The following is a 20,117-nucleotide window of genomic DNA, read 5'->3' as shown; positions in this document are numbered from 1 at the left end:
TGGGACCCCACTCAGCGGTAAACAGGGAAATCTGCGCACAGGGCCGCGACGTTCTTCGCCACATCGGCTTCGACGTCAGCGTCACCGAGGTTGTCGAGGATGTCGCAGATCCAGCCGGCAAGGGCCACGCACTGAGCGACCTTGAAGCCGCGGGTGGTGACGGCCGGGGTGCCGATGCGCAGGCCCGAGGTGACGAATGGCGACTGCGGGTCATTCGGCACGGCGTTCTTGTTGACGGTGATGTGCGCGCGGCCAAGGGCGGCGTCGGCATCTTTGCCGGTGAGGCCCTGGCGAATCAGGCTGACCAGGAACAGGTGGTTGTCGGTGCCACCGGAAACCACGTCGTAGCCGCGGTCGATGAACACCTGGGCCATGGCCTGGGCGTTTTCGATCACTTGTTGCTGGTAGGCCTTGAAGCCAGGCTCCAGCGCTTCCTTGAAGCACACGGCCTTGGCGGCGATCACGTGCATCAGCGGGCCGCCCTGGGCGCCAGGGAATACCGCGGCGTTCAGCTTCTTCTCGATCTCTTCGTTGGCCTTGGCCAGGATCAGGCCACCGCGCGGGCCGCGCAGAGTCTTGTGGGTAGTGGTGGTCACCACATCGGCGAACGGGATCGGGTTCGGGTACAGGCCAGCGGCAACCAGGCCGGCCACGTGGGCCATGTCGACGAACAGCAGCGCGCCGACCTTGTCGGCGATGGCACGGAAGCGTGGGAAGTCGAGGGTCTTGGAGTAGGCCGAGAAGCCGGCAACGATCATCTTCGGCTTGTGCTCGACAGCCAGGCGCTCGACTTCGTCGTAGTCGATCAGGCCGGTGTTGGTGTCGATGCCGTACTGCACAGCGTTGTACAGCTTGCCCGAGGACGACACCTTGGCGCCGTGGGTCAGGTGGCCGCCGTGGGCCAGGCTCATGCCGAGGATGGTGTCACCGGCCTGCAGCAGGGCCAGGTAGACCGCGCCGTTGGCCGAGGAGCCGGAGTGCGGCTGGACGTTGGCGTAGTCGGCACCGAACAGCTGCTTGGCGCGTTCGATGGCCAAGGCTTCTACCTTGTCCACGTGCTCGCAGCCACCGTAGTAGCGCTTGCCCGGGTAGCCTTCGGCGTACTTGTTGGTCAGGCCGCTGCCTTGGGCCTGCATCACGCGCTTGGAGGTGTAGTTTTCCGAGGCGATCAGCTCGATGTGGTCTTCCTGGCGCTGTTCTTCGGCATTCATCGCCGCCAGCAGTGCATCGTCGTAACCCTGGATCTGGTCTTGCTTGCTGAACATCGTGTATCTCCCGGCAGCGATCATTTTTTGTCGTGGGGCACTGTGGCCCTTTGTGGCGATGTTATGACTGGGCGGGGCGGGTCAGATGCCTGCGCACGCCTTGCAATGGCGCGTTTACGACATTCGTTGTGGTGTTGGCTTCTTCGCGGGCACGCCCGCTCCCACAAGGATCTGCACAGGCCTGTGGGAGCGGGCGTGGCCGCGAAAAGGCCAGCACATACGCCAGAGCAATCTGCCGATGCACAGCTTGTATAGGCAACTGCTGAATCGATGGTTTAGAGTGCTGTTCTGCGTCGTTCACAGGACAGTGCCATGACAGACAAGAGCCAACAATTCGCCAGCGACAACTATTCCGGTATCTGCCCCGAAGCCTGGGCGGCGATGGAGAAGGCCAACCGTGGCCACGACCGCGCCTACGGCGACGACCAGTGGACCGAACGCGCCGCGGAATACTTCCGCAACCTGTTCGAAACCGACTGCGAGGTGTTCTTCGCCTTCAACGGTACCGCCGCCAACTCCCTGGCCCTGGCCTCGCTGTGCCAGAGCTACCACAGCGTGATCTGCTCCGAGACCGCCCACGTCGAAACCGACGAATGCGGCGCGCCGGAGTTCTTCTCCAACGGCTCCAAACTGCTGACCGCGCCCAGCGTCAACGGCAAGCTGACGCCGCAGTCGATCCGGGAAGTGGCGCTGAAGCGCCAGGACATCCACTACCCAAAGCCACGGGTGGTGACCATTACCCAGGCCACCGAGGTCGGTACCGTCTACCGCCCCGACGAGCTGAAGGCGATCAGCGCCACCTGCAAGGAGCTGGGGCTGAACCTGCACATGGACGGCGCACGCTTTAGCAATGCCTGCTCGTTCCTGGGTTGCAGCCCGGCCGAGCTGACCTGGAAGGCCGGCGTCGATGTACTGTGCTTTGGCGGTACAAAAAACGGTATGGCGGTGGGCGAAGCGATCCTGTTCTTCAACCGCCAGCTGGCCGAGGATTTCGACTACCGTTGCAAGCAGGCCGGGCAGCTTGCATCCAAGATGCGTTTCTTGTCGGCGCCTTGGGTGGGCCTGCTGGAAGATGGCGCCTGGCTGCGCCATGGCAATCACGCCAACCATTGCGCGCAGTTGCTTGCCTCGCTGGTGAGTGACTTGCCGGGGGTCGAGCTGATGTTCCCGGTGGAGGCCAACGGGGTGTTCCTGCAGATGCCAGAGCACGCGATCGAAGCGCTGCGCGGCAGGGGTTGGCGGTTCTATACCTTCATTGGCAGTGGCGGGGCGCGGTTCATGTGCTCGTGGGATACCGAGGAAGAGCGGGTGCGCGAGTTGGCGGCGGACATCCGCGCCATCATCGGCGCCTGACAGGCCGCATTCGCGGGCATGCCCGCTCCCACAGGAATATCGTAGCCGTCGAGCGCTGCGCAGTACCTGTGGGAGCGGGCAAGCCCGCGAAGAAACCAACACTGATCTAAAGCCTGAAACCACCCATCTGCCGCGCCAGGTCATCCGCCAAGCCACGCAGCGCCTGGCACTCTTCGCGACAACCCTGCACCTCCGCCGCGGTCTCCCGCGCCAGGTCAGAAATCCCCTGCACCGTACGATTGATCTCTTCGGTCACCGCCGACTGCTCTTCGGTCGCAGTAGCCACTTGATGGTTCATGTCGCTGATGTGCTCCACCTGGTCAGTGATCGCCCCCAATGACGCCCCGGTGCGCTGGCTCGACGCCACCCCGCTACCCGTCGCTTGCTGCCCCGCCTGCATCGAACTCACCGCCGAACCCGCGCCCTGTTTCAGGCGCTGGATCATCTGCTGCACTTCGTCGGTGGACAGCTGCGTGCGCCGTGCCAAGGTACGCACCTCATCGGCCACCACGGCAAACCCACGCCCCATTTCCCCAGCCCTGGCCGCCTCGATGGCGGCATTCAGCGCCAGCAGGTTGGTCTGCTCGGAAATACTACGAATCACCGCCAAGACTTCATCGATCGAGGCTACTTCATCGGCCAACTGGCTGACCGCTTCGGCCGCCTTGCCGATATCACCCGACATACCCTCGATACCCCGGATCGAACGCTGCACCACCTCACGCGCCTGCAATGCCTCATCCCGCGCCGATTGCGAGGCCTGCGCCGCATTGCCGGCGTTGCGGGCAATGTCCTGCACGGTCAACCCCATTTCGTGCACGGCGGTAGCGACCATTTCGGTCATTTCCTGCTGGCGCCCGGAACGCTCGGCGGTGTTGTCCACCACCTGTGTCACCTGCTCGACCGCCAGGTGCAGCCGCTCGGAAGTGTGCAGTACCTCGCCGATCAACCGGCGCTGGCTGTCGAGGAAGCGGTTGAAACCACGCGCCAGGTCGCCCAGTTCGTCCTGGCGTGAATCGTCCAGCCGGTGGCTGAGGTCACCCGCGCCGCTGCCAATCTGCACCAGCGCCGCTGTGACGCGGCGAATCGGCCGCACCAGGCCACGCGCCAGCAGCACCACCAGCAGCAGCGACACCAGGGCCACGGCACCACCGATCAGGCTGGTCAGCCATACCGCCTGTTGCATTGGTGCGTAGATTTCCTCCTCCGGCACCTCGGCCACCAGGGTCCAATTGAGATCGCGCAGGGGCAGGCCGAGAGCCAGGTAGCTTCCGCCGTCACGGCTGAAGCGGCTGCTGCGCAGGCCTTCGCCGCCGGTCATCAGCGCCTTGGCAGCATCCGCGCCCAGCTGTTCGGTGAGCTGGCGTTTACCGCTGAAGGCAGCGTCCGGATGAACCTGGATCAGGCCATCGTTACGCACCAGAAACACCTTGCCGTGCTCGCCGAATTTGAAGTCATGGATCAGCTTCGACAGCTCGGTCATGCGCAGGCCCATGCCGGCCACGCCGACCAGTTGGCCATTCTTTTCCACACGGTAGTCGATGAACAGCGCCAGCTCGCCCGTGGCACCGTCAATGTCGATGTTGATCAGGCGCTCGGCACCGCTGTCGATGTAGCCGTAGAACCATTTGTCCTTGGGGTTGCTGCGACTGAGGGTACGGTCCAGGCCATTCTCGCTGTAGTAATGGCCGGTTTCGGTCGATACGAACAGCGTGGTGAAGGCCTGGTTGCGCTGCTTGGCGGCAGCCAGATACTCGATGAATGGTGCGCTCTGGGCAGGGTCTTCACCGGCGGCAAGCCAGTCGCGCAGCAAGGTGTTGCCGGCAATGTCAGCCGCTGCCACCAGCGGCTGGCCTAGCATGCGCTCGATGTCGTTGCGAATGGCCTCGATGCTGGCGGGTAGCGCAGTATCGACCAGGTAGCGTTCGGTGAGGCGGTTGAGCGCCACCGTGAAGATGATGACCACCACCAGGATGCTCGCCAGCAAGGCGGCACCCATGCTGGTGATCAGCTGCCACTGGATGCTCTTACGCCAGATACGCATGCCCCTACTCCCCGCAAATTATTGTTTTGCGAAAAGTGTATACACTTGCGTATCCAGTTAATCCAGTACTCTGAAGCAATCCGCCGCCCCTGTGGGAGCGGGTTCACCCGCGAATGCGATGGTGAAGCCACTGACGTATTCGCGGGTAAACCCGCTCCCACAGGGACCAGTGCAGGGCCTTATTGTTCAGCAATGGTCCGCACGATGGCGTCCACCGTGGCGTCGATCTGCGCCTGGGTACGCTCCAGTGTCTTGCGGTGCTCATCCTGCAATTCGATCTGCCGCGAACACAGGTTCAGCGCGGCCAGCACCAGCAGCTTGTCGCCGATCAGGGTCGGGTACTGACGCTTGGTCTGGGCCAGGGCAGTGTTGAGCATCTGCACCGCCTGGGCCAGGGTTGCTTCCTGGCCTTCAGGCGCCTTGATCGAATAGTCGTTGCCGAGGATCGACACAACATTGATCGGCTGTGCTCGCAGTGTCATGCGCCTACGACGCCGGCGTTGGCGCGCTCGACCAGGGCTTGCAGGCGCGCGGCGGTGCTGCCGTTCTTCTCTTCCTGCTCCATCAGCGACAGTTGCAGGGTCTCGTTCTCTTCCTTGGCCTGGGCCAGTTCCTGGCCGAGGGCGGAGTTCTGCTCGGTGAGTTGGGCGTTCTTCTGCAGCAGGTCGTTGACCAGTTGCTCGATTTGATTCAGGGAGGATTCCAGCATGGGTCTATCTCAGGTTGTTGCGAGGGGCGCACACGATAAAGAAAAGTGCAGCCCATCGCCATTAAATATCGGATTCACGAAGTGTCTAACCCGCAGATTGACAGAGGATCCACACCCTTGTTCCGACCTGGGTCAACCGCCGGTCAGGAAACGCCTGCAACCGCACAATTTTCGCCGGGCGCCCTCAAGCGTGACTCGGCCCGACCGATATCCCGGAGAGTCATATTCCGTCGCACTGACTGCGTCACCCTCACTAGCCTGGATCTGCCCATACCATGTCACTACGCAACATGAACATCGCCCCGCGCGCGCTGCTCGGCTTTGCCCTTATAGGCCTGCTGATGCTCGGCCTCGGTATCTTCTCCCTGGTGCAGATGGGCAACATCCGCCAGGCCGGCCTGGTCATCGAGCAGATCAGCGTGCCCAGCATCAAGGTTCTCGATGAGATCAATGCGCTGAACCTGCGCCTGCGCAGCCTCTCCTACCGCCTGCTGGTGAACCGCGAGGCGCAGACCCAGCAGGAGACCCTGAGCCTGCTGGACCAGCGCAACCTCGAGATCGACCGTGCCCGCCAGGTATACCTGCCGCTGATCAGCGCCGCCGACGAACAGGCCGCGTACGATCAATACGTCCAGCTACTCACCCAATACCGCCAGCTTGAGTCGCGCATGCGCAGCCTGAGCCAGGCCGGCCGTATCGACGAATTGCGCGACCTGCTCAACCGCGACCTACTGGCCAACTCCGAGCAGATCAACAAGATCATGGAGACCTTGGTGCGCATCAACACCGAGCAGACCCGCGCCACCAACCAGACAGCTGCCAGCCAGTACAGCACCGCCTTTACCCTGGTCATCAGCCTGCTGGTCACCGCCACCGTGCTGACCTTGCTCTGTGCCTTCCTGCTGACCCGCAGCATCGTCAAGCCGATCGAAGAAGCCCTCAAGAGCGCCGAGCAAGTTGCCGATGGCGACCTGACCCACATCATCCGCGCCGAAGGCAGCGACGAAGCCGCCCGCCTGCTGCGGGCCATGGCCCGCATGCAGGACAAGCTGCGCGATACCCTGCAGCAGATCGCCGGCTCCGCCACCCAGCTGGCCTCGGCTGCCGAAGAGCTGAACGCCGTCACCGACGAAAGCGCCCGTGGCCTGCAGCAGCAGAACAACGAAATCGAACAGGCCGCCACGGCGGTGACCGAGATGACCAGCGCCGTAGAGGAAGTGGCGCGCAATGCAGTCAGCACCTCGGAAGCCTCCAGCGAAGCCAGCCGTTCGGCTGGCGATGGCCGCGACCTGGTAATGGAGACCGTGGGCGCCATCGAGCGCATGAGCGGCGACGTACAAGCCACCGCCAAGCTGATCACCCACCTGGCCGAACAGTCGCGTGATATCGGCAAGGTGCTCGACGTGATCCGTGGCCTGGCAGACCAGACCAACCTGCTGGCACTCAACGCGGCGATCGAGGCGGCACGTGCCGGCGAGGCAGGCCGTGGTTTTGCCGTGGTCGCCGATGAAGTGCGGGCGCTGGCCCACCGTACCCAGCAGTCGACCAGCGAGATCGAGCGGATGATCGGCAGCATTCAGGGCGGTACCGGAGAGGCCGTGGAGTCGATGCGCACCAGCACCGAACGTGCCGAATCGACCCTGAATATCGCCCGTGGCGCGGGCTTGGCGCTGGATACCATTGCCGGGGCGGTGGCGCAGATCAACGAACGCAACCTGGTGATTGCCAGCGCTGCGGAAGAGCAGGCGCAGGTGGCGCGGGAAGTGGACCGCAACCTGGTGAACATCAATGATCTGTCGGTGCAGAGTGCTACCGGGGCGCATCAGACCAGTGCGGCGAGTGCGGAGTTGTCGCGGTTGGCGGTGGACCTCAATGGCCTGGTGGCCCGATTCCGTACTTGAAACCATAGGGGCCGCTTTGCGGCCCATCGCCGGCAAGCCAGCTCCCACACCGACCGCGCTATACAGTACCTGTGGGAGCTGGCTTGCCGGCGATGGGCTGCAAAGCAGCCCCCCTGCAATTTCAGATCAGTAATCGATCCGTACATCCCCTTTCGGCACGCTGCAGCACGACAGGATGTAGCCCTCGGCTTCGTCCTCTTCGGTAATGCCGCCGTTGTGCTCCATCTCTACTTCACCGCCCAGTTTGAGTACCTTGCAGGTACCGCAAATACCCATGCCGCAGGCTTTCGGGATCATCAGGCCAACCTTCGCCGCCGCCGCATGCACGGTCTCGCCCGGGGCAATGCGGATGCTCTTCTCGCTGCCGATGAACTCCACCAGGTTGAGGTCGGCCGCGTCCAGTTCCGGCGCGTCGGCAGCCTGCTCTGCGTGCTCCACCGCATCGGCCTTGGCCTCGGGCGGGGTCGCACCAAACGATTCCTCGTGGTAGTTCTTCATGTCGAAGCCGACCGCTTCGAGCATGCGCTTGACCGCGCTCATGTACGGCGTCGGGCCACAGCAGAACACCGTGCGCTCCATGTAGTCCGGCGCGATCAGCTCCATCAGACGCTGGTTGAGATAACCGCGATAACCCGCCCACGGCTCACCCAGGCCATGCTTTTCACAAATGATGTGCAGGCTGAAATTGGGGATGCGCGAGGCCATCTGCTCCAGCTCGCGGTGGTAGATGATGTCCTTCGGCGAACGGGCGCTGTGCACGAAGACCATGTCGACATTGCCGTTGGTGTCGTAGAACCAGCGTGCCATCGACATGACCGGGGTGATACCGACACCGCCCGAGAGGTACAGCACCTTCTGCGCAGGGAAGTCGATGGCGTTGAACAACCCCACCGGGCCGTGCACCGGCAGCTCGGCGCCTTCGTGCATGGTGTCGTGAAGGAAGTTGGACACCAGGCCACCCGGTACACGCTTGACGGTGATCGAAAAGCTGTAGGGCACCGACGGTGAGCTGGAGATGGTGTAGGAACGCATTACCGGCTTGCCTTCGATCTCCAGCTCCAGGGTGACGAACTGCCCTGGCTTGAAGAAGAACATGATCGGCTGGTCGGCCATGAAGCAGAACGTGCGCACGTCCCAGGTCTCCTGGATGACCTTGACGCAGCGCACGATGTGGCGGCCGTTGGCCCAGGTCTGGGTGGTGACCGGATTGAGGAAGGTATCGGACATGTTCATCTCCAGCAGCCGACTATTGGCCTTTTATGGCTTGGATAATGCGCAAGCTGAAGACGACGTACATTCCTGCCAGCGACATCGGCGTGCTTATCGCGACCAGCCCCGCGCTGCAAGGGCTGGCGCGTCGTAATTCAAATCGGCCATGTCGCCCATGGATACGGTTCATGGCGCCTTCGGACGCACACTCCACGGCAAAACAACCAGCTGTTTCTTGATGAGCAGCCTTGCGGCACCACAACAACGATTAGCCACCTTTTGCCGGCCGCACACGGCCCCGAGGAATACACGATGGACGTCACCGCAACCCTGAGCCTGGGCGATCCACTGGAACCAGCACGCAAGGCAACCGCCGAGATGCTGCAGACCCGCGAGCGCACCTACTCGCTGCCCCAGCCTTTCTACAACGACGAGCGTCTGTTCCAGATCGACATGCAGGAGATCTTCCATAAGGAGTGGCTGATCGCCGGCATGACTTGCGAGATCCCGGCCAAGGGCAACTACATCACCCTGCAAATCGGCAAGAACCCGATCATCGTGGTGCGTGGCGCCGAAGGTAAGGTGCATGCCTTCCATAACGTCTGCCGCCACCGTGGCTCGCGCCTGTGCGTCAGCGAGAAGGGCAAGGTGGCCAAGCTGGTCTGCCCTTACCACCAGTGGACCTACGAGCTGGACGGTCGCCTGCTGTTCGCCGGCACCGAAATGGGTGCCGACTTCGACATGAACCAGTACGGCCTGAAGCCGGTGAACGTGAAGGTCGCCGGTGGCTACATCTTCATCAGCCTGGCGGAAAACCCGCCCGCCATCGACGAGTTCCTGGCCACCCTGGACCATTACATGGAACCGTACGACATGGAAAACACCAAGGTGGCGGTACAGACCACCTTGATGGAAAAGGCCAACTGGAAGCTGGTGCTGGAAAACAACCGCGAGTGCTACCACTGCAACGGTTCGCACCCGGAGCTGCTGCAAACCCTGCTGGAGTGGGACGACACCAACGACCCACGCGCCAGCCAGGAATTCAAGGACCACGTGGCCGCCTCCGCTGCCGCCTGGGAAGCCGAGAAAATCCCGTACCTGCACAAGAGCCATGGCCTGCGTAACCGCATCGTGCGCATGCCGCTGCTCAAGGGCACCGTGTCGATGACCATGGACGGCAAGCAGGCCTGCCAGAAGCTGATGGGCCGCATCAAGAACCCGGACCTGGGCTCGATGCGCATCCTGCACCTGCCGCACTCGTGGAACCACTGCATGGGCGACCACATGATCGTGTTCACCGTATGGCCGATCAGCGCCCAGGAAACCATGGTCACCACCAAGTGGCTGGTGCACAAGGATGCCGTGGAAGGCGTGGACTATAACCCTGAGAACATGCGCAAGGTATGGGACGCGACCAACGACCAGGACCGTCGCCTGGCCGAAGAGAACCAGCGTGGTATCAACTCCACCGCTTACCAGCCAGGGCCGTACTCGAAGACCTACGAGTTTGGCGTGGTCAACTTCATTGACTGGTACAGCCAGCGTCTGCTGAACAACCTGGGGGCGGAGCCGGCGCCTTACCTGAAAGAAGTGCAGGCGCAGTAAGCGTACTGCGGGGCTATACCTGCAAAACGTGAGGTGCAGCAGGGCGGGTCGACCTTATCCGCCGTGCTGCTCCCTGGACCCCCCTGCCTACTGCGGACAACATTTCGTCCACCATTGTAAGGTCCACAATTGTTTCCGAGGCCACTGACACAATTTCACGTGGCTGATCTCGCAAGTATCCGAACGCTTCTCGCCCTGCTGCAGAACTCCCTATCAAACCACCGCTCAGGTTGGCGACCGTATTACCTGCCGCAAACACATCCGTGAGTGTTTGCATGGTCGGGTTAACGCCGTATGCAGCAGCAGTTACTTGCCCGGCTACACCGAAAGCGCCCGTCATGGCGAACTGCTGATTGGCTACCCTCAACTCAGGGGCCAGGTCTTGATGCACAAAAGGCGTGTTGTTATGGGTACTTTCCCGGATAGCAACCCTACGCCCCACGATATTCCTCATGGTGCGAACAATTGCACCAAACAAGGTGGCGCTACTGGACGCCAGGCCGACGACTCTGAGCAGAACATTCAGCCAAGCGGCACCACTTGGATCATGGCGGTTCACCGGGTCAGCGCCACAGTAGACGTACCCGTTGATACCTCCCTTCGAGAACGGACTCAGGGAGTCAAATGCCATGAATCGCATCAGGGTTGGGCTGTAAAAGCGTCGGCCATTTCCCAACGGGTAGCCACCCGTCAGCGGATCACGATACTGACCACAGAACGCCAGCCCAGGCACAGCAGCAGCTGCCATGACGCCATAGGGTGAATAAGCATTCACTTGAAAAGGAATGCTGCTCAAAACCGAATGCTGCCGATAAGTCCCCAACAAACGTCTAGCCATGATTTATCCACAATATGGCGCTTTCGTGGATACGCTATCGAGAGCCTGCAAGATTTGATACTGGCAAAAATACCAGGCCGTACATTGATCATTATTTGATCATAACGGCCAAAGCGGCGTCATTCCTGGGCTACAGCGGAGTTCGTACACCTTGTCCACAGAGACACCAACAGAGTTTGTGAGCAACCGACGAATTTTTTTCAGTCAGGTTGTGGATAAGCGACTCAAGGCCCTGATTATCAAGGATTGAGCAGGATCAAGACGAGATTGATCACTTTTTGATCAAACCTGCCGAAGCCTTTGAATACGTGACTCCTAGAAGACGCCAAACAGATTATCCACAGACCGGCTAACAGTGATTGTGGGCAAAATCGGGAAGAGGCTTGAGCGCGCGCATGCGCGGGTCGGGATAATGACTGGTCGTTTTTTGATCAAAACCTTGAAGCCACCGTCATACAAGGCCTGCAGCCATGCGCCAACACTTTATCCACACCTTGGCGAACAGATTTGGTGGGCAAAAACATCAGGGCGATGCTGAACATTGAATGCAGGAGCGGCCTTGTGTCGCGATGGGCCGCAACGCGGCCCCCAGCATCTCCACTACGACTCAAGATTGCCGGGGCTGCTGCGCAGCACATCGCGACACAAGGCCGCTCCTACACGGGGACGGCGTAAGGCTTCAGCGCAGCACGCCCTCTTCCACCAGCAGCTTGAGGATGGCCTCGGCGCCCTCCTGTGGCGAAACGTCCTTCAGCACCTTGCCTCCGCCGCCACTGGCCTTGGCCGTTGCAGCCTTCATCCGGTCGGCGCCGCTCTTGGCCTTGATCACCTTCAAGCGCTTGGGCCGTGGGCGGGCCGGTTGCAGCTCGGCTTCAGCCAGCAGCTCGTCTTCGACGATGGCCACGTTGCGCGCCGCCAGCACACCCCGACGCGCCGGCCCGAAAGCACTCTGGCGTGGCTTGGGCGCGGCGTTGTCCACAGTCGCCAGCAACGGCAGGCGCACCTTCAGCCGACGCCGCTGACCGCGTGGCAACGCCTGCAACACCTGGGCGGTGCCGTTGTCGATCGACTCCACTTCAGCCAGCCCCACAATCAGCGGCCAGCCGAGCTTTTCGGCCAGCAGGAACGGCAACATGCCCGACCCTTCGCCAGTCTCGGCCTGGCTGCCGGTCAGCACCAGCTGGGCGCCAGCATCGCGAAGGTAGTCCCCAAGCACGCCCAGCACATCGGCACCGGCCGGCTGCTCCAGCACGTCCAGATGGTCCAGGCCCATGCCCAGGTAGGCGCGCAGCGCCTCTTCCCGTGGGTCGCCTGCATGCACCACCTGCAAGTTATCCCCAGCCAGCTGCAAACCCAGCTCCACCGCGCGGGCATCCTGCTCGGCGCGGCGGGCGCGGCCAGAGCTTGGGTGGGCACCGATGGAAACCAGGCTGATCACTTTCGTACTCATGCTCGTGCCCTTATGCCGCGTCGCGCTGGCCGCCGCTGCGGTAGTTGTCCACAGCCTCGATCAGTGCCTTCAGAATCGCCGAACTGTCGCCAATCACCGACAGGTCGGCCCGTTTTATCATGTCGCAGCCCGGGTCCATGTTGATCGCCACCACCTTGTCGCAGGCGCCGATGCCTTGCAGGTGCTGGATAGCGCCCGAGATACCCACAGCCACGTAAACCCGCGCGGTAACCCAGGTACCGGTGGCACCCACCTGGCGGTTGCGCGGCATGAAGCCGTCGTCCACCGCCACCCGCGAGGCGCCTTCGGTGGCGCCGAGGGCCGCGGTGGCCTTGTGGTAAAGGTCCCAGTCCTTGACGCCGTTGCCGCCCGAAACGATGAACTCTGCCTCGGCCATGGCAATGGTGGCCGGGTCGACGGCCACCGAGCCAAGGTCTTCGATGCGCGACAGGCTGCGCGCCACGCTTGTGGACAACTCCACCGGCAACGCTTCGTGACGGGTTTCGCTGACCGGCTCGGCGCACTCGGCCGCCGCCAGGATCAGGCGTGGTACGGCGCGCTGCAGGTCTTGCTGGCCGGCGCCGGCGCGGCCGATGCACTGGCCTTCCTTGACCTGCCATACCCGAGTCGCCGGGCGCTCGCCCAGTGCCGCGCCCAGGCGCCGGCCCAGTTCGCCGCCACCGGTGCGGCTGTCGGGCAGCAGCCAGTGGCGCGGGGAGAACTGGTTATCCACAGCCCGCAGGCCTTGAACGAGTTGCTCCGGTGCATAACCTTCGAAAGCCTCGCCTTCGATGACCAGCAGGCGGTCGACCCCGGCTGTGGAAAAGTTGCTTTCCTTGTGTTCGCCAAACACCACCGCCAGCACCGCACCGTCGCTGCCGGCCAGGCTGTGGGCCAGGCCGAGCAGGTCGCGGTCGTGGCTGCTCAGGCGGCCGCCGACCATGTCCGGCACCACGGCAATGTAGAACGCCGGCGCCGGTACCTGGTGCAGCGGCAGCTTGACCTCGGCCGCCGCCGTGCGCCGCCCGCCCACCGCGGTGCCCTGCTGGGCGCCGCTGCGGTCGATGCGCTTGATGCCGGCCGGGCCGATGAAGCCTGCGGCGATCGCATGAGGGTTCTTGCGGATGAGGCCGTTGGGCCCCATCCAGCTGGTCTGCTGCGTCTGCATCGCTGCATGCAGCGGGTGCAGACGGTTACGGGCGATCCACTCGGCGCGTGGGTCGCGGCGGATAATGTCGCTCATCAATGCACCTCCGCAGGTTCACGTTTGGCCGTTTGCGGCTTTGGGGCCGAAGGCGCGTCCTCTTCGATCAGCACGTCAGCCACCAGCTCGGCCAGGTCCTTGATCTGTGGGCGCGGTTCGACCACGCCTTCGAGCATGGCGGTGCACTGTGGGCAACCCACGGCCACCAGCTCGGCTTCGGTCTGGCGGATGTCGTCCATGCGCATGTCCGGAATACGCTGCTTGCCCGGGATGTCGGTGATCGGCGCACCGCCGCCACCGCCGCAGCAGCGGGAGCGGAAGCCCGAGCGCTCCATCTCGCGCACCTCGATGCCCAGCGCTTTGAGCACTGCACGCGGGGCTTCGTACTCGCCGTTGTAACGGCCCAGGTAGCACGGGTCGTGGTAGGTGACGCTGCCGCCCTTGTGCTGGCCAAGGTTGAGCTTGTTGGCCGCAATCAGTTCGGCGATGTAGGTACTGTGATGCTGTACCTGATAGTCGCCGCCCAGGGCGCCGTACTCGTTCTTCAGCACATGGAAGCTGTGCGGGTCGCAGGTAACGATGCGCTGGAACTTGTACTTGGCCAGGGTCTGGATATTGCGTTTGGCCAATTGCTGGAAGGTCGCTTCGTCACCCAGGCGGCGTGCCACGTCGCCGCTGTCGCGTTCTTCCAGGCCGAGCACGGCAAAGTCCACGCCCGAGGCCTTGAGCACTTTGACGAACGAACGCAGGGTGCGCTGGTTACGCATGTCGAAGGCACCGTCACCGACCCAGAACAGCACCTCGGTGGTTTTCACCTCCGACAGCAGTTGCAGGTTGAGGTCGGCGGCCCAGTTCATGCGCCCGCCGGGGGCGAAACCGCCCGGGTTGTCGGTGGCGATCAGGTTGTCCAGCACCTCGGCGCCCTTGTTCGGGGTGGCGCCCTTTTCCAGGGTGAGGTGGCGGCGCATGTCGACGATGGCATCGACGTGCTCGATCATCATCGGGCATTCCTCGACGCAGGCCCGGCAAGTAGTGCACGACCACAGCGTTTCGGCGTCGACCAGGCCGTTGACGATCGGCTGGTGCGGGTGGCCACCGTGCTCACCGATCGGTTTGCCCGGGTACGGGCTGCCGGCGAACTGCGCGTCGGTGCCGCCGGCCAGGCCGATGACCATGTCCTGGATGAGCTTTTTCGGGTTCAGCGGCTGGCCGGCGGCAAAGGCCGGGCACATGGCTTCACATTTACCGCACTGCACGCAGGCATCGAAGCCCAGCAGCTGGTTCCAGGTGAAGTCCGCCGGCTTTTCCACGCCCAGCGGCGCATTCGGGTCTTCCAGGTCCAGCGGCTTGAGGCCGGTGGAGCGGCCGCCGCCGAAGCGTTCGGCGCGGCGATGCCAGGCCAGGTGCAAGGCACCGGCAAAGGCGTGTTTCATCGGGCCGCCCCAGGTCATGCCGAAGAACAGCTCCGACACGCCCCACAGCACGCCCAGGCCGAGAATGCCGACCATCACCCAGCCACCGGTGTTGGCCGGCAAAATGCCGGCGACCGGCAAGGTGGCGATGAAGAAGCTCGCGGCAAACGCCAGCAGGCTCTTCGGCAGGCGCATCCATGGGCCCTTGGACAGGCGCGAAGGCGGGTTGAGGCGGCGTTTGAAGACGAAGATGGCGCCCGTGAACATGATCACCGTGGCCACCAGCAGCGCATAGCCGAGGATCTTGCTCTGCAGACCAAAACCATGCACCAGGATCGCCAGGGCCGCCGACAGCACGAAGCCGCCCGCAGTGGCCACGTGGGTCTTGGACATGTACTTGTCGCGCTCGACCACATGGTGCAGGTCCACCAGGTAGCGGCGCGGCATGGCCAACAGGCCGCCGATCAGGTTGACCTTGGACGGCCGGCCACGGCGCCACATGCGCACACGGCGCAGCGCGCCGAGCACCGCCAGGCCAAGGGCAGCGAACAGCAGGATGGGTAGAAGGGTGTTCAACATGGGAGGCTCCCACAACAGCGGTTGCAAGGGGTTCAGGCCCCTGGAATCCTGCACCGGCCCTGTGGGAGCGGGCGTGCCCGCGAATGCGTCAGATCAGACAACTCTGTTGTTCATGCTGACGCTTTCGCGGGCGCGCCCGCTCCCACAGGGGCCGGTGTGTGCCGACAGTGCGATCAGAAGTCCTTGCACAGGCGCAAGGCGTCGTAGATCGCCGCATGCACGTTGCGCTGGGCCACGCAGTCGCCGATGCGGTACAGCAGGTAGCCTTCGCCCGGCTGGCTGAGGATCGGCTGTGGCTTGATGGCGAACAGCGCCTCCACATCGATCTGGCCTTTGTTGCGCGAACCTTCCTTCAGTGCGTAGTACAGCTGCTCGTCAGGACGCACGCCGTTCTCTACCACCACCTGGTCGACCACGCGCTCTTCCTTGGCGCCGGTGTATTCGTTCTCCAGCACCGCCACCAGCTTGTCACCTTCGCGGTAGACCTTTTCCAGCATCATGTCGCCGGTCATGATCACTTCTTTCGGGTACATGCTGCGGTAGTAGGTCGGGAACGTCGTACCACCCATGGCCACGCCCGGCTTGATATCGTCGGTGACGATCTCGACCTGGCTGCCCTTGTCGGCAATGAAGTCCGCCACCGACATACCGGTGAACTCGCAAATGGTGTCGTACACCAGCACGTTCTTGCCCGGTGCCACCTTGCCGTCGAGCACGTCCCAGCTGCTGACCACCAGCCCTTCGGCGGCGCCCCAGTGCTCGTTCTGCTCCAGGAAGGAATGCCCACCCACGGCCAACACGATAATGTCCGGGCGCAGGTCCTGGATGGCGGCCACGTCGGCGGCAGTGCCCAGGCGCAGGTCGACCTTCAGGCGCGCCAGCTCCAGCTGGTACCAGCGGGTGATACCGGCGATCTGGTCACGCTGCGGCGCCTTGGCGGCGATGGTGATCTGCCCGCCGATCTGCTCCTTCTTCTCGAACAGGGTCACGTCATGGCCACGTTCGGCAGCCACACGAGCCGCTTCCATGCCGGCCGGGCCGGCGCCAACCACCACCACCTTGCGCTTGGCACCGGTGGTCTTCTCGATGATGTGCGGCACGCCCATGTATTCACGGGAAGTCGCGGCGTTCTGGATGCACAGCACATCCAGACCCTGGTACTGGCGGTCGATGCAGTAGTTGGCACCGACACACTGCTTGATCTGGTCGATCTGGCCCATCTTGATCTTGGCGATCAGGTGCGGGTCGGCCATGTGCGCACGGGTCATGCCGACCATGTCCACGTAGCCGCCTTCCAGAATGCGCGTGGCCTGGTTCGGGTCCTTGATGTTCTGCGCGTGCAGCACTGGTACCTTGACCACTTCCTTGATGCCGGCCGCCAGGTGCAGGAACGGCTCCGGCGGGTAGCTCATGTTCGGGATGACGTTGGCCAGGGTGTTGTGGGTGTCACAACCCGAGCCGACCACGCCGATGAAGTCGAGCATGCCAGTGGCGTCGTAGTACGCGGCGATCTGCTTCATGTCCTCGTGGCTGAGGCCGTCCGGATGGAATTCGTCACCGCAAATGCGCATGCCCACGCAGAAGTCGTCACCGACTTCGGCGCGCACGGCCTTGAGCACTTCCAGGCCGAACTTCATGCGGCCTTCGAAGGTGCCGCCCCATTCGTCGGTACGCTTGTTGACCCGCGGGCTCCAGAACTGGTCGATCATGTGCTGGTGCACGGCCGACAATTCCACGCCGTCCAGGCCGCCTTCTTTGGCGCGGCGGGCAGCTTGTGCGTAGTTGCCGATCACGCGCCAGATCTCTTCCACCTCGATGGTCTTGCAGGTGGCGCGGTGCACGGGTTCACGGATACCCGACGGCGACATCAGGGTTGGCCAGTTGAAGCCGTCCCAGCGCGAGCGACGACCCATGTGGGTAATCTGGATCATGATCTTGGCGCCATGCTTGTGCATGGCGTCGGCCAGGTTCTGGAAGTGCGGGATGATGCGGTCGGTCGACAGGTTGACCGATGCCCACCACTCTTGCGGGCTGTCGATGGCCACCACCGACGAGCCGCCGCAGATCGCCAGGCCGATACCGCCCTTGGCCTTTTCTTCGTAGTACTTCACGTAGCGGTCGGTCGTCATGCCGCCGTCAGTGGCGTAGACCTCGGCGTGCGCGGTGCTGAGCACACGGTTACGGATGGTCAGCTTGCCGATCTGGATCGGCTGGAACATTGCTTCGAATGCCATGACGCTATCTCCGGCTTACAACGGCTTGACGACGAACAGGCCATCTTCGTGGCCTTCTTCAGACCCGCCATAGACCTGTTCGGCCACGGTGCGAATCGAGCTGCCGCGGGCAGCGAGAATCTGGTCCATGGCGCCGGCGAACCAACCGGTGAACATGTAGTCGACCTTGCGGCCGCACTTGCCATAGACGTACACGAATGCGGAGTGCTTGAGCTTGACGCTGCAGGTGCCTTTGTCCAGGTCGATGTCCTGGATCTCGAACAGGCCCCAGCCGCGCTGGCTCAGGCGCTTCATGTAGTGCTCGAACACCGCCACGCCTTCCAGGCCGTGGCACTCGGCTTCTTTTTCACACCAGTGCCAGGCGGACTTGTAGCCGGCCTTGTAGAGGATCTCGGCGTACTTGTCAGCGCCCAGGACTTCTTCGATGCCCATGTGGTTGTTGACGAAGAAATGGCGCGGCACATACAGCATCGGCAAGGCGTCGCTGGTCCAGACACCGGTCTCGCTGTCGACTTCGATTGGCAATTGCGGGGCGATCTTGGCCATGGAAACTCAACTCCATAAAATTTTTTGTTTAGGATGCCCCGGCGTTGCTGGCAGGGGCTTTCAGGCTTGGAGAGCGGCTTATTCGCCCCACACGTCCTTGAGGACGTTGACCCAGTTCTCGCCCATGATCTTGCGCACCACGCGCTCGGAGTGGCCGCGCTTGAGCAAGGTTTCGGTGAGGTTGGGGAATTCGCCCACGGTACGGATGCCCAGCGGGTTGATGATCTTGCCGAAGTTGGTCAGGCGACGGGCGTAGCCCTTGTCGTGGGTCAGGTACTCGAAGAATTCCTGGCCGTGACCTTGGGTGAAGTCGGTACCGATACCGATAGCGTCTTCACCGACGATGTTCATGGTGTACTCGATGGCCTCGGCGTAGTCGTCGATGGTCGAGTCGATGCCCTTGGCCAGGAACGGCGCGAACATGGTCACGCCGACAAAGCCGCCGTGGTCGGCGATGAACTTCAGCTCTTCGTCCGACTTGTTGCGCGGGTGCTCTTTCAGGCCCGATGGCAGGCAGTGCGAATAGCACACCGGTTTTTTCGATTCGAGGATGACTTCTTCGGAGGTCTTGGAGCCGACGTGGGACAGGTCGCACATGATGCCGACGCGGTTCATTTCCGCCACGATCTCGCGGCCAAAGCCCGAAAGGCCGCCGTCACGCTCGTAGCAACCGGTGCCGACCAGGTTCTGGGTGTTGTAGCACATTTGCACGATGCCCACGCCCAGCTGCTTGAACACGTCGACGTAGGCGATCTGGTCTTCGAAGGCGTGGGCGTTCTGGAAGCCGAACAGGATGCCGGTCTTGCCCAGCTCCTTGGCCTTGCGGATATCGGCGGTGGTGCGCACCGGCATCACCAGGTCGCTGTTGTCGCGGATCAGCTTCTGGCTGGCAGCGATGTTGTCGACGGTAGCCTTGAAGCCTTCCCAGACCGACACCGTGCAGTTGGCCGCAGTCAGCCCGCCTTTGCGCATGTCCTCGAACAGCTCGCGGTTCCATTTGGCAATGATCAGGCCGTCGATGACGATGCTGTCGGCGTGAAGTTCGGCTGGGCTCATCAGGCTGTCCCCTTTTATTGAATGGGTTTGCGCCAAACCTTGTGCCGGCGCTTTAGGGCCAGCATATGCCTGTGCCCAAAGGCGCCCCGATGCAAAAACGACAGGGGGTTTGCCGAAAGCGTCAATGCGCGACAACAGGCCTTCTGGCACGGTGTCTGGCGATGAGACACAGTCTCGATAACGACGTTTCCGGCGGCTTTATGAACATTTCGTCAGGGAGCTACCGCCTTGCCTTCGGCTGAGCGAGAATCCCTGCGATTCGTCAGCCTGTTGAGGAGAAAATGGATGAAATCAATGGCATGGCTGGTACTGCTGGCTGTCGTATCGGGCGCCCAGGCCGGCGAGGAAGAAAGCACCCCGTGCGACAATGTCGACACCGATCAGCAGACCTACGCCTGCGCGGCTTTCAACAAGCAGACCGCCGAGCGCGAGCTGAAAGCGGCGTATGACGACCTGCTCCAGCGCATTCGCGACCAGTATGCCGATGAAGGCGACAAGGCTACCGCGCTGGTCGGGCGCATGGAGGCAGCCGAGAAGCTGTGGGTGCAGCTGCGCGATGCCGATTGCAACGTCGAGACCTTTGCCGAGAAGCCCGGCAGCAAAGCGTTCCAGGCGGCCTGGGATACCTGTGTGGCGCAGCGCAGTGATGACCGCTCGGAGTACCTGCAGTCCATCGGCCAGCAGTAAGCCTGTACCGGCCTCTTCGCGGGCA

The 20,117-nt window shown here is 62.8% G+C and carries 16 protein-coding genes and 1 pseudogene; 4 read left to right on the top strand and 13 right to left on the bottom strand.

What is annotated here, in order from left to right:
• Positions 1-11 precede the first annotated feature (11 nt).
• Positions 12-1,265 carry a serine hydroxymethyltransferase gene (locus CAF70_RS17715; RefSeq protein WP_085626188.1) on the bottom strand — a complete coding sequence of 418 codons (1,254 nt, stop codon included), beginning with the start codon at positions 1,263-1,265 and terminating at the stop codon, positions 12-14.
• A 312-nt stretch (positions 1,266-1,577) separates the two neighbouring features.
• Here CAF70_RS17715 and CAF70_RS17710 point away from each other — a divergent pair, with 312 nt between their 5' ends.
• On the top strand, positions 1,578-2,618 hold the full coding sequence (locus CAF70_RS17710) for a low specificity L-threonine aldolase (protein WP_085626187.1): 1,041 nt from the start codon (positions 1,578-1,580) through the stop codon (positions 2,616-2,618).
• Positions 2,619-2,724: 106 nt separating this feature from the next.
• Here the strand turns inward: CAF70_RS17710 and CAF70_RS28205 are convergent, their stop codons facing one another.
• From CAF70_RS28205 to CAF70_RS17695, 4 genes and pseudogenes are all read right to left on the bottom strand, one after another.
• Positions 2,725-3,453 (bottom strand): methyl-accepting chemotaxis protein, encoded by a 729-nt coding sequence (locus CAF70_RS28205; RefSeq protein ID WP_371915958.1) that lies wholly within the window; start codon positions 3,451-3,453, stop codon positions 2,725-2,727.
• A 135-nt stretch (positions 3,454-3,588) separates the two neighbouring features.
• Positions 3,589-4,617 (bottom strand): annotated as a pseudogene (locus CAF70_RS28200) (cache domain-containing protein); the annotation flags it as partial.
• 224 nt (positions 4,618-4,841) lie between these two features.
• Positions 4,842-5,144, bottom strand: coding sequence for a cell division protein ZapA (locus CAF70_RS17700; protein ID WP_003257516.1), 303 nt, complete (start codon positions 5,142-5,144; stop codon positions 4,842-4,844).
• Positions 5,141-5,371, bottom strand: a complete 231-nt coding sequence (locus tag CAF70_RS17695; protein WP_085626185.1) for a hypothetical protein — start codon at positions 5,369-5,371, stop codon at positions 5,141-5,143. The genes CAF70_RS17700 and CAF70_RS17695 overlap by 4 nt, the downstream gene beginning before the upstream one ends.
• 275 nt (positions 5,372-5,646) lie before the next feature.
• On the opposite strand from CAF70_RS17695, the gene CAF70_RS17690 reads away from it, so the two are divergent.
• Positions 5,647-7,272: a methyl-accepting chemotaxis protein gene (locus CAF70_RS17690; protein ID WP_085626184.1), complete on the top strand. Its 1,626-nt coding sequence runs from the start codon at positions 5,647-5,649 to the stop codon at positions 7,270-7,272.
• Positions 7,273-7,398: 126 nt separating this feature from the next.
• On the opposite strand, the gene gbcB is transcribed toward CAF70_RS17690, so the two are convergent.
• Positions 7,399-8,499 (bottom strand): glycine-betaine demethylase subunit GbcB, encoded by a 1,101-nt coding sequence (gbcB, locus tag CAF70_RS17685; RefSeq protein ID WP_085626183.1) that lies wholly within the window; start codon positions 8,497-8,499, stop codon positions 7,399-7,401.
• 294 nt (positions 8,500-8,793) lie between these two features.
• Here gbcB and gbcA point away from each other — a divergent pair, with 294 nt between their 5' ends.
• Complete coding sequence (gene gbcA / locus CAF70_RS17675; protein WP_085626181.1) at positions 8,794-10,086, top strand: glycine-betaine demethylase subunit GbcA; 1,293 nt, start codon at positions 8,794-8,796, stop codon at positions 10,084-10,086.
• A 13-nt stretch (positions 10,087-10,099) separates the two neighbouring features.
• Here the strand turns inward: gbcA and CAF70_RS17670 are convergent, their stop codons facing one another.
• The 7 genes from CAF70_RS17670 to CAF70_RS17640 all read right to left on the bottom strand — a co-directional run bounded on the left by CAF70_RS17670 (position 10,100) and on the right by CAF70_RS17640 (position 19,405).
• The gene (locus CAF70_RS17670) at positions 10,100-10,924 is read right to left on the bottom strand and encodes an RHS repeat-associated core domain-containing protein (protein WP_085626180.1); all 825 of its coding nucleotides are present in this window, start codon (positions 10,922-10,924) and stop codon (positions 10,100-10,102) included.
• Between the two features lie 679 nt (positions 10,925-11,603).
• A complete protein-coding gene (locus CAF70_RS17665) occupies positions 11,604-12,374 on the bottom strand; it encodes an electron transfer flavoprotein subunit beta (protein ID WP_003257512.1) in 771 nt (256 codons plus the stop codon).
• Between the two features lie 10 nt (positions 12,375-12,384).
• Entirely contained in the window at positions 12,385-13,617 is a 1,233-nt protein-coding gene (locus tag CAF70_RS17660; protein ID WP_085626179.1) for an electron transfer flavoprotein subunit alpha/FixB family protein, read from the bottom strand.
• Positions 13,617-15,569, bottom strand: coding sequence for a dimethylglycine demethylation protein DgcB (dgcB, locus tag CAF70_RS17655; protein ID WP_085626178.1), 1,953 nt, complete (start codon positions 15,567-15,569; stop codon positions 13,617-13,619). The genes CAF70_RS17660 and dgcB overlap by 1 nt, the downstream gene beginning before the upstream one ends.
• Positions 15,570-15,742: 173 nt before the next feature.
• Positions 15,743-17,803, bottom strand: coding sequence for a dimethylglycine demethylation protein DgcA (dgcA, locus tag CAF70_RS17650; protein WP_025337383.1), 2,061 nt, complete (start codon positions 17,801-17,803; stop codon positions 15,743-15,745).
• Positions 17,804-17,818: 15 nt separating this feature from the next.
• Positions 17,819-18,349, bottom strand: coding sequence for a DUF5943 domain-containing protein (locus tag CAF70_RS17645; protein ID WP_046614486.1), 531 nt, complete (start codon positions 18,347-18,349; stop codon positions 17,819-17,821).
• Between the two features lie 78 nt (positions 18,350-18,427).
• Positions 18,428-19,405: a dipeptidase gene (locus CAF70_RS17640; RefSeq protein WP_085626177.1), complete on the bottom strand. Its 978-nt coding sequence runs from the start codon at positions 19,403-19,405 to the stop codon at positions 18,428-18,430.
• Between the two features lie 285 nt (positions 19,406-19,690).
• On the opposite strand from CAF70_RS17640, the gene CAF70_RS17635 reads away from it, so the two are divergent.
• Positions 19,691-20,092, top strand: a complete 402-nt coding sequence (locus CAF70_RS17635; RefSeq protein WP_085626176.1) for a lysozyme inhibitor LprI family protein — start codon at positions 19,691-19,693, stop codon at positions 20,090-20,092.
• The last annotated feature ends 25 nt before the right edge of the window (positions 20,093-20,117 follow it).

Source organism: Pseudomonas sp. B19(2017) (assembly GCF_002113165.1).
Classification (GTDB): Bacteria; Pseudomonadota; Gammaproteobacteria; order Pseudomonadales; family Pseudomonadaceae; genus Aquipseudomonas.
This window is presented reverse-complemented; position numbering and strand designations above follow the sequence as displayed.

Bases quoted from the DNA above. Each gene is read 5' to 3' on its own strand.
- gbcB (WP_085626183.1), bottom strand. From the start codon at position 8,499: ATGTCCGATACCTTCCTCAATCCGGTCACCACCCAGACCTGGGCCAAC.
- CAF70_RS17710 (WP_085626187.1), top strand. From the start codon at position 1,578: ATGACAGACAAGAGCCAACAATTCGCCAGCGACAACTATTCCGGTATC.
- CAF70_RS28205 (WP_371915958.1), bottom strand. From the start codon at position 3,453: ATGGTCGCTACCGCCGTGCACGAAATGGGGTTGACCGTGCAGGACATT.
- gbcA (WP_085626181.1), top strand. From the start codon at position 8,794: ATGGACGTCACCGCAACCCTGAGCCTGGGCGATCCACTGGAACCAGCA.
- CAF70_RS17690 (WP_085626184.1), top strand. From the start codon at position 5,647: ATGTCACTACGCAACATGAACATCGCCCCGCGCGCGCTGCTCGGCTTT.
- CAF70_RS17640 (WP_085626177.1), bottom strand. From the start codon at position 19,405: ATGAGCCCAGCCGAACTTCACGCCGACAGCATCGTCATCGACGGCCTG.
- CAF70_RS17695 (WP_085626185.1), bottom strand. From the start codon at position 5,371: ATGCTGGAATCCTCCCTGAATCAAATCGAGCAACTGGTCAACGACCTG.
- CAF70_RS17700 (WP_003257516.1), bottom strand. From the start codon at position 5,144: ATGACACTGCGAGCACAGCCGATCAATGTTGTGTCGATCCTCGGCAAC.
- dgcB (WP_085626178.1), bottom strand. From the start codon at position 15,569: ATGTTGAACACCCTTCTACCCATCCTGCTGTTCGCTGCCCTTGGCCTG.
- CAF70_RS17665 (WP_003257512.1), bottom strand. From the start codon at position 12,374: ATGAGTACGAAAGTGATCAGCCTGGTTTCCATCGGTGCCCACCCAAGC.
- CAF70_RS17635 (WP_085626176.1), top strand. From the start codon at position 19,691: ATGAAATCAATGGCATGGCTGGTACTGCTGGCTGTCGTATCGGGCGCC.
- dgcA (WP_025337383.1), bottom strand. From the start codon at position 17,803: ATGGCATTCGAAGCAATGTTCCAGCCGATCCAGATCGGCAAGCTGACC.
- CAF70_RS17670 (WP_085626180.1), bottom strand. From the start codon at position 10,924: ATGGCTAGACGTTTGTTGGGGACTTATCGGCAGCATTCGGTTTTGAGC.
- CAF70_RS17660 (WP_085626179.1), bottom strand. From the start codon at position 13,617: ATGAGCGACATTATCCGCCGCGACCCACGCGCCGAGTGGATCGCCCGT.
- CAF70_RS17715 (WP_085626188.1), bottom strand. From the start codon at position 1,265: ATGTTCAGCAAGCAAGACCAGATCCAGGGTTACGACGATGCACTGCTG.
- CAF70_RS17645 (WP_046614486.1), bottom strand. From the start codon at position 18,349: ATGGCCAAGATCGCCCCGCAATTGCCAATCGAAGTCGACAGCGAGACC.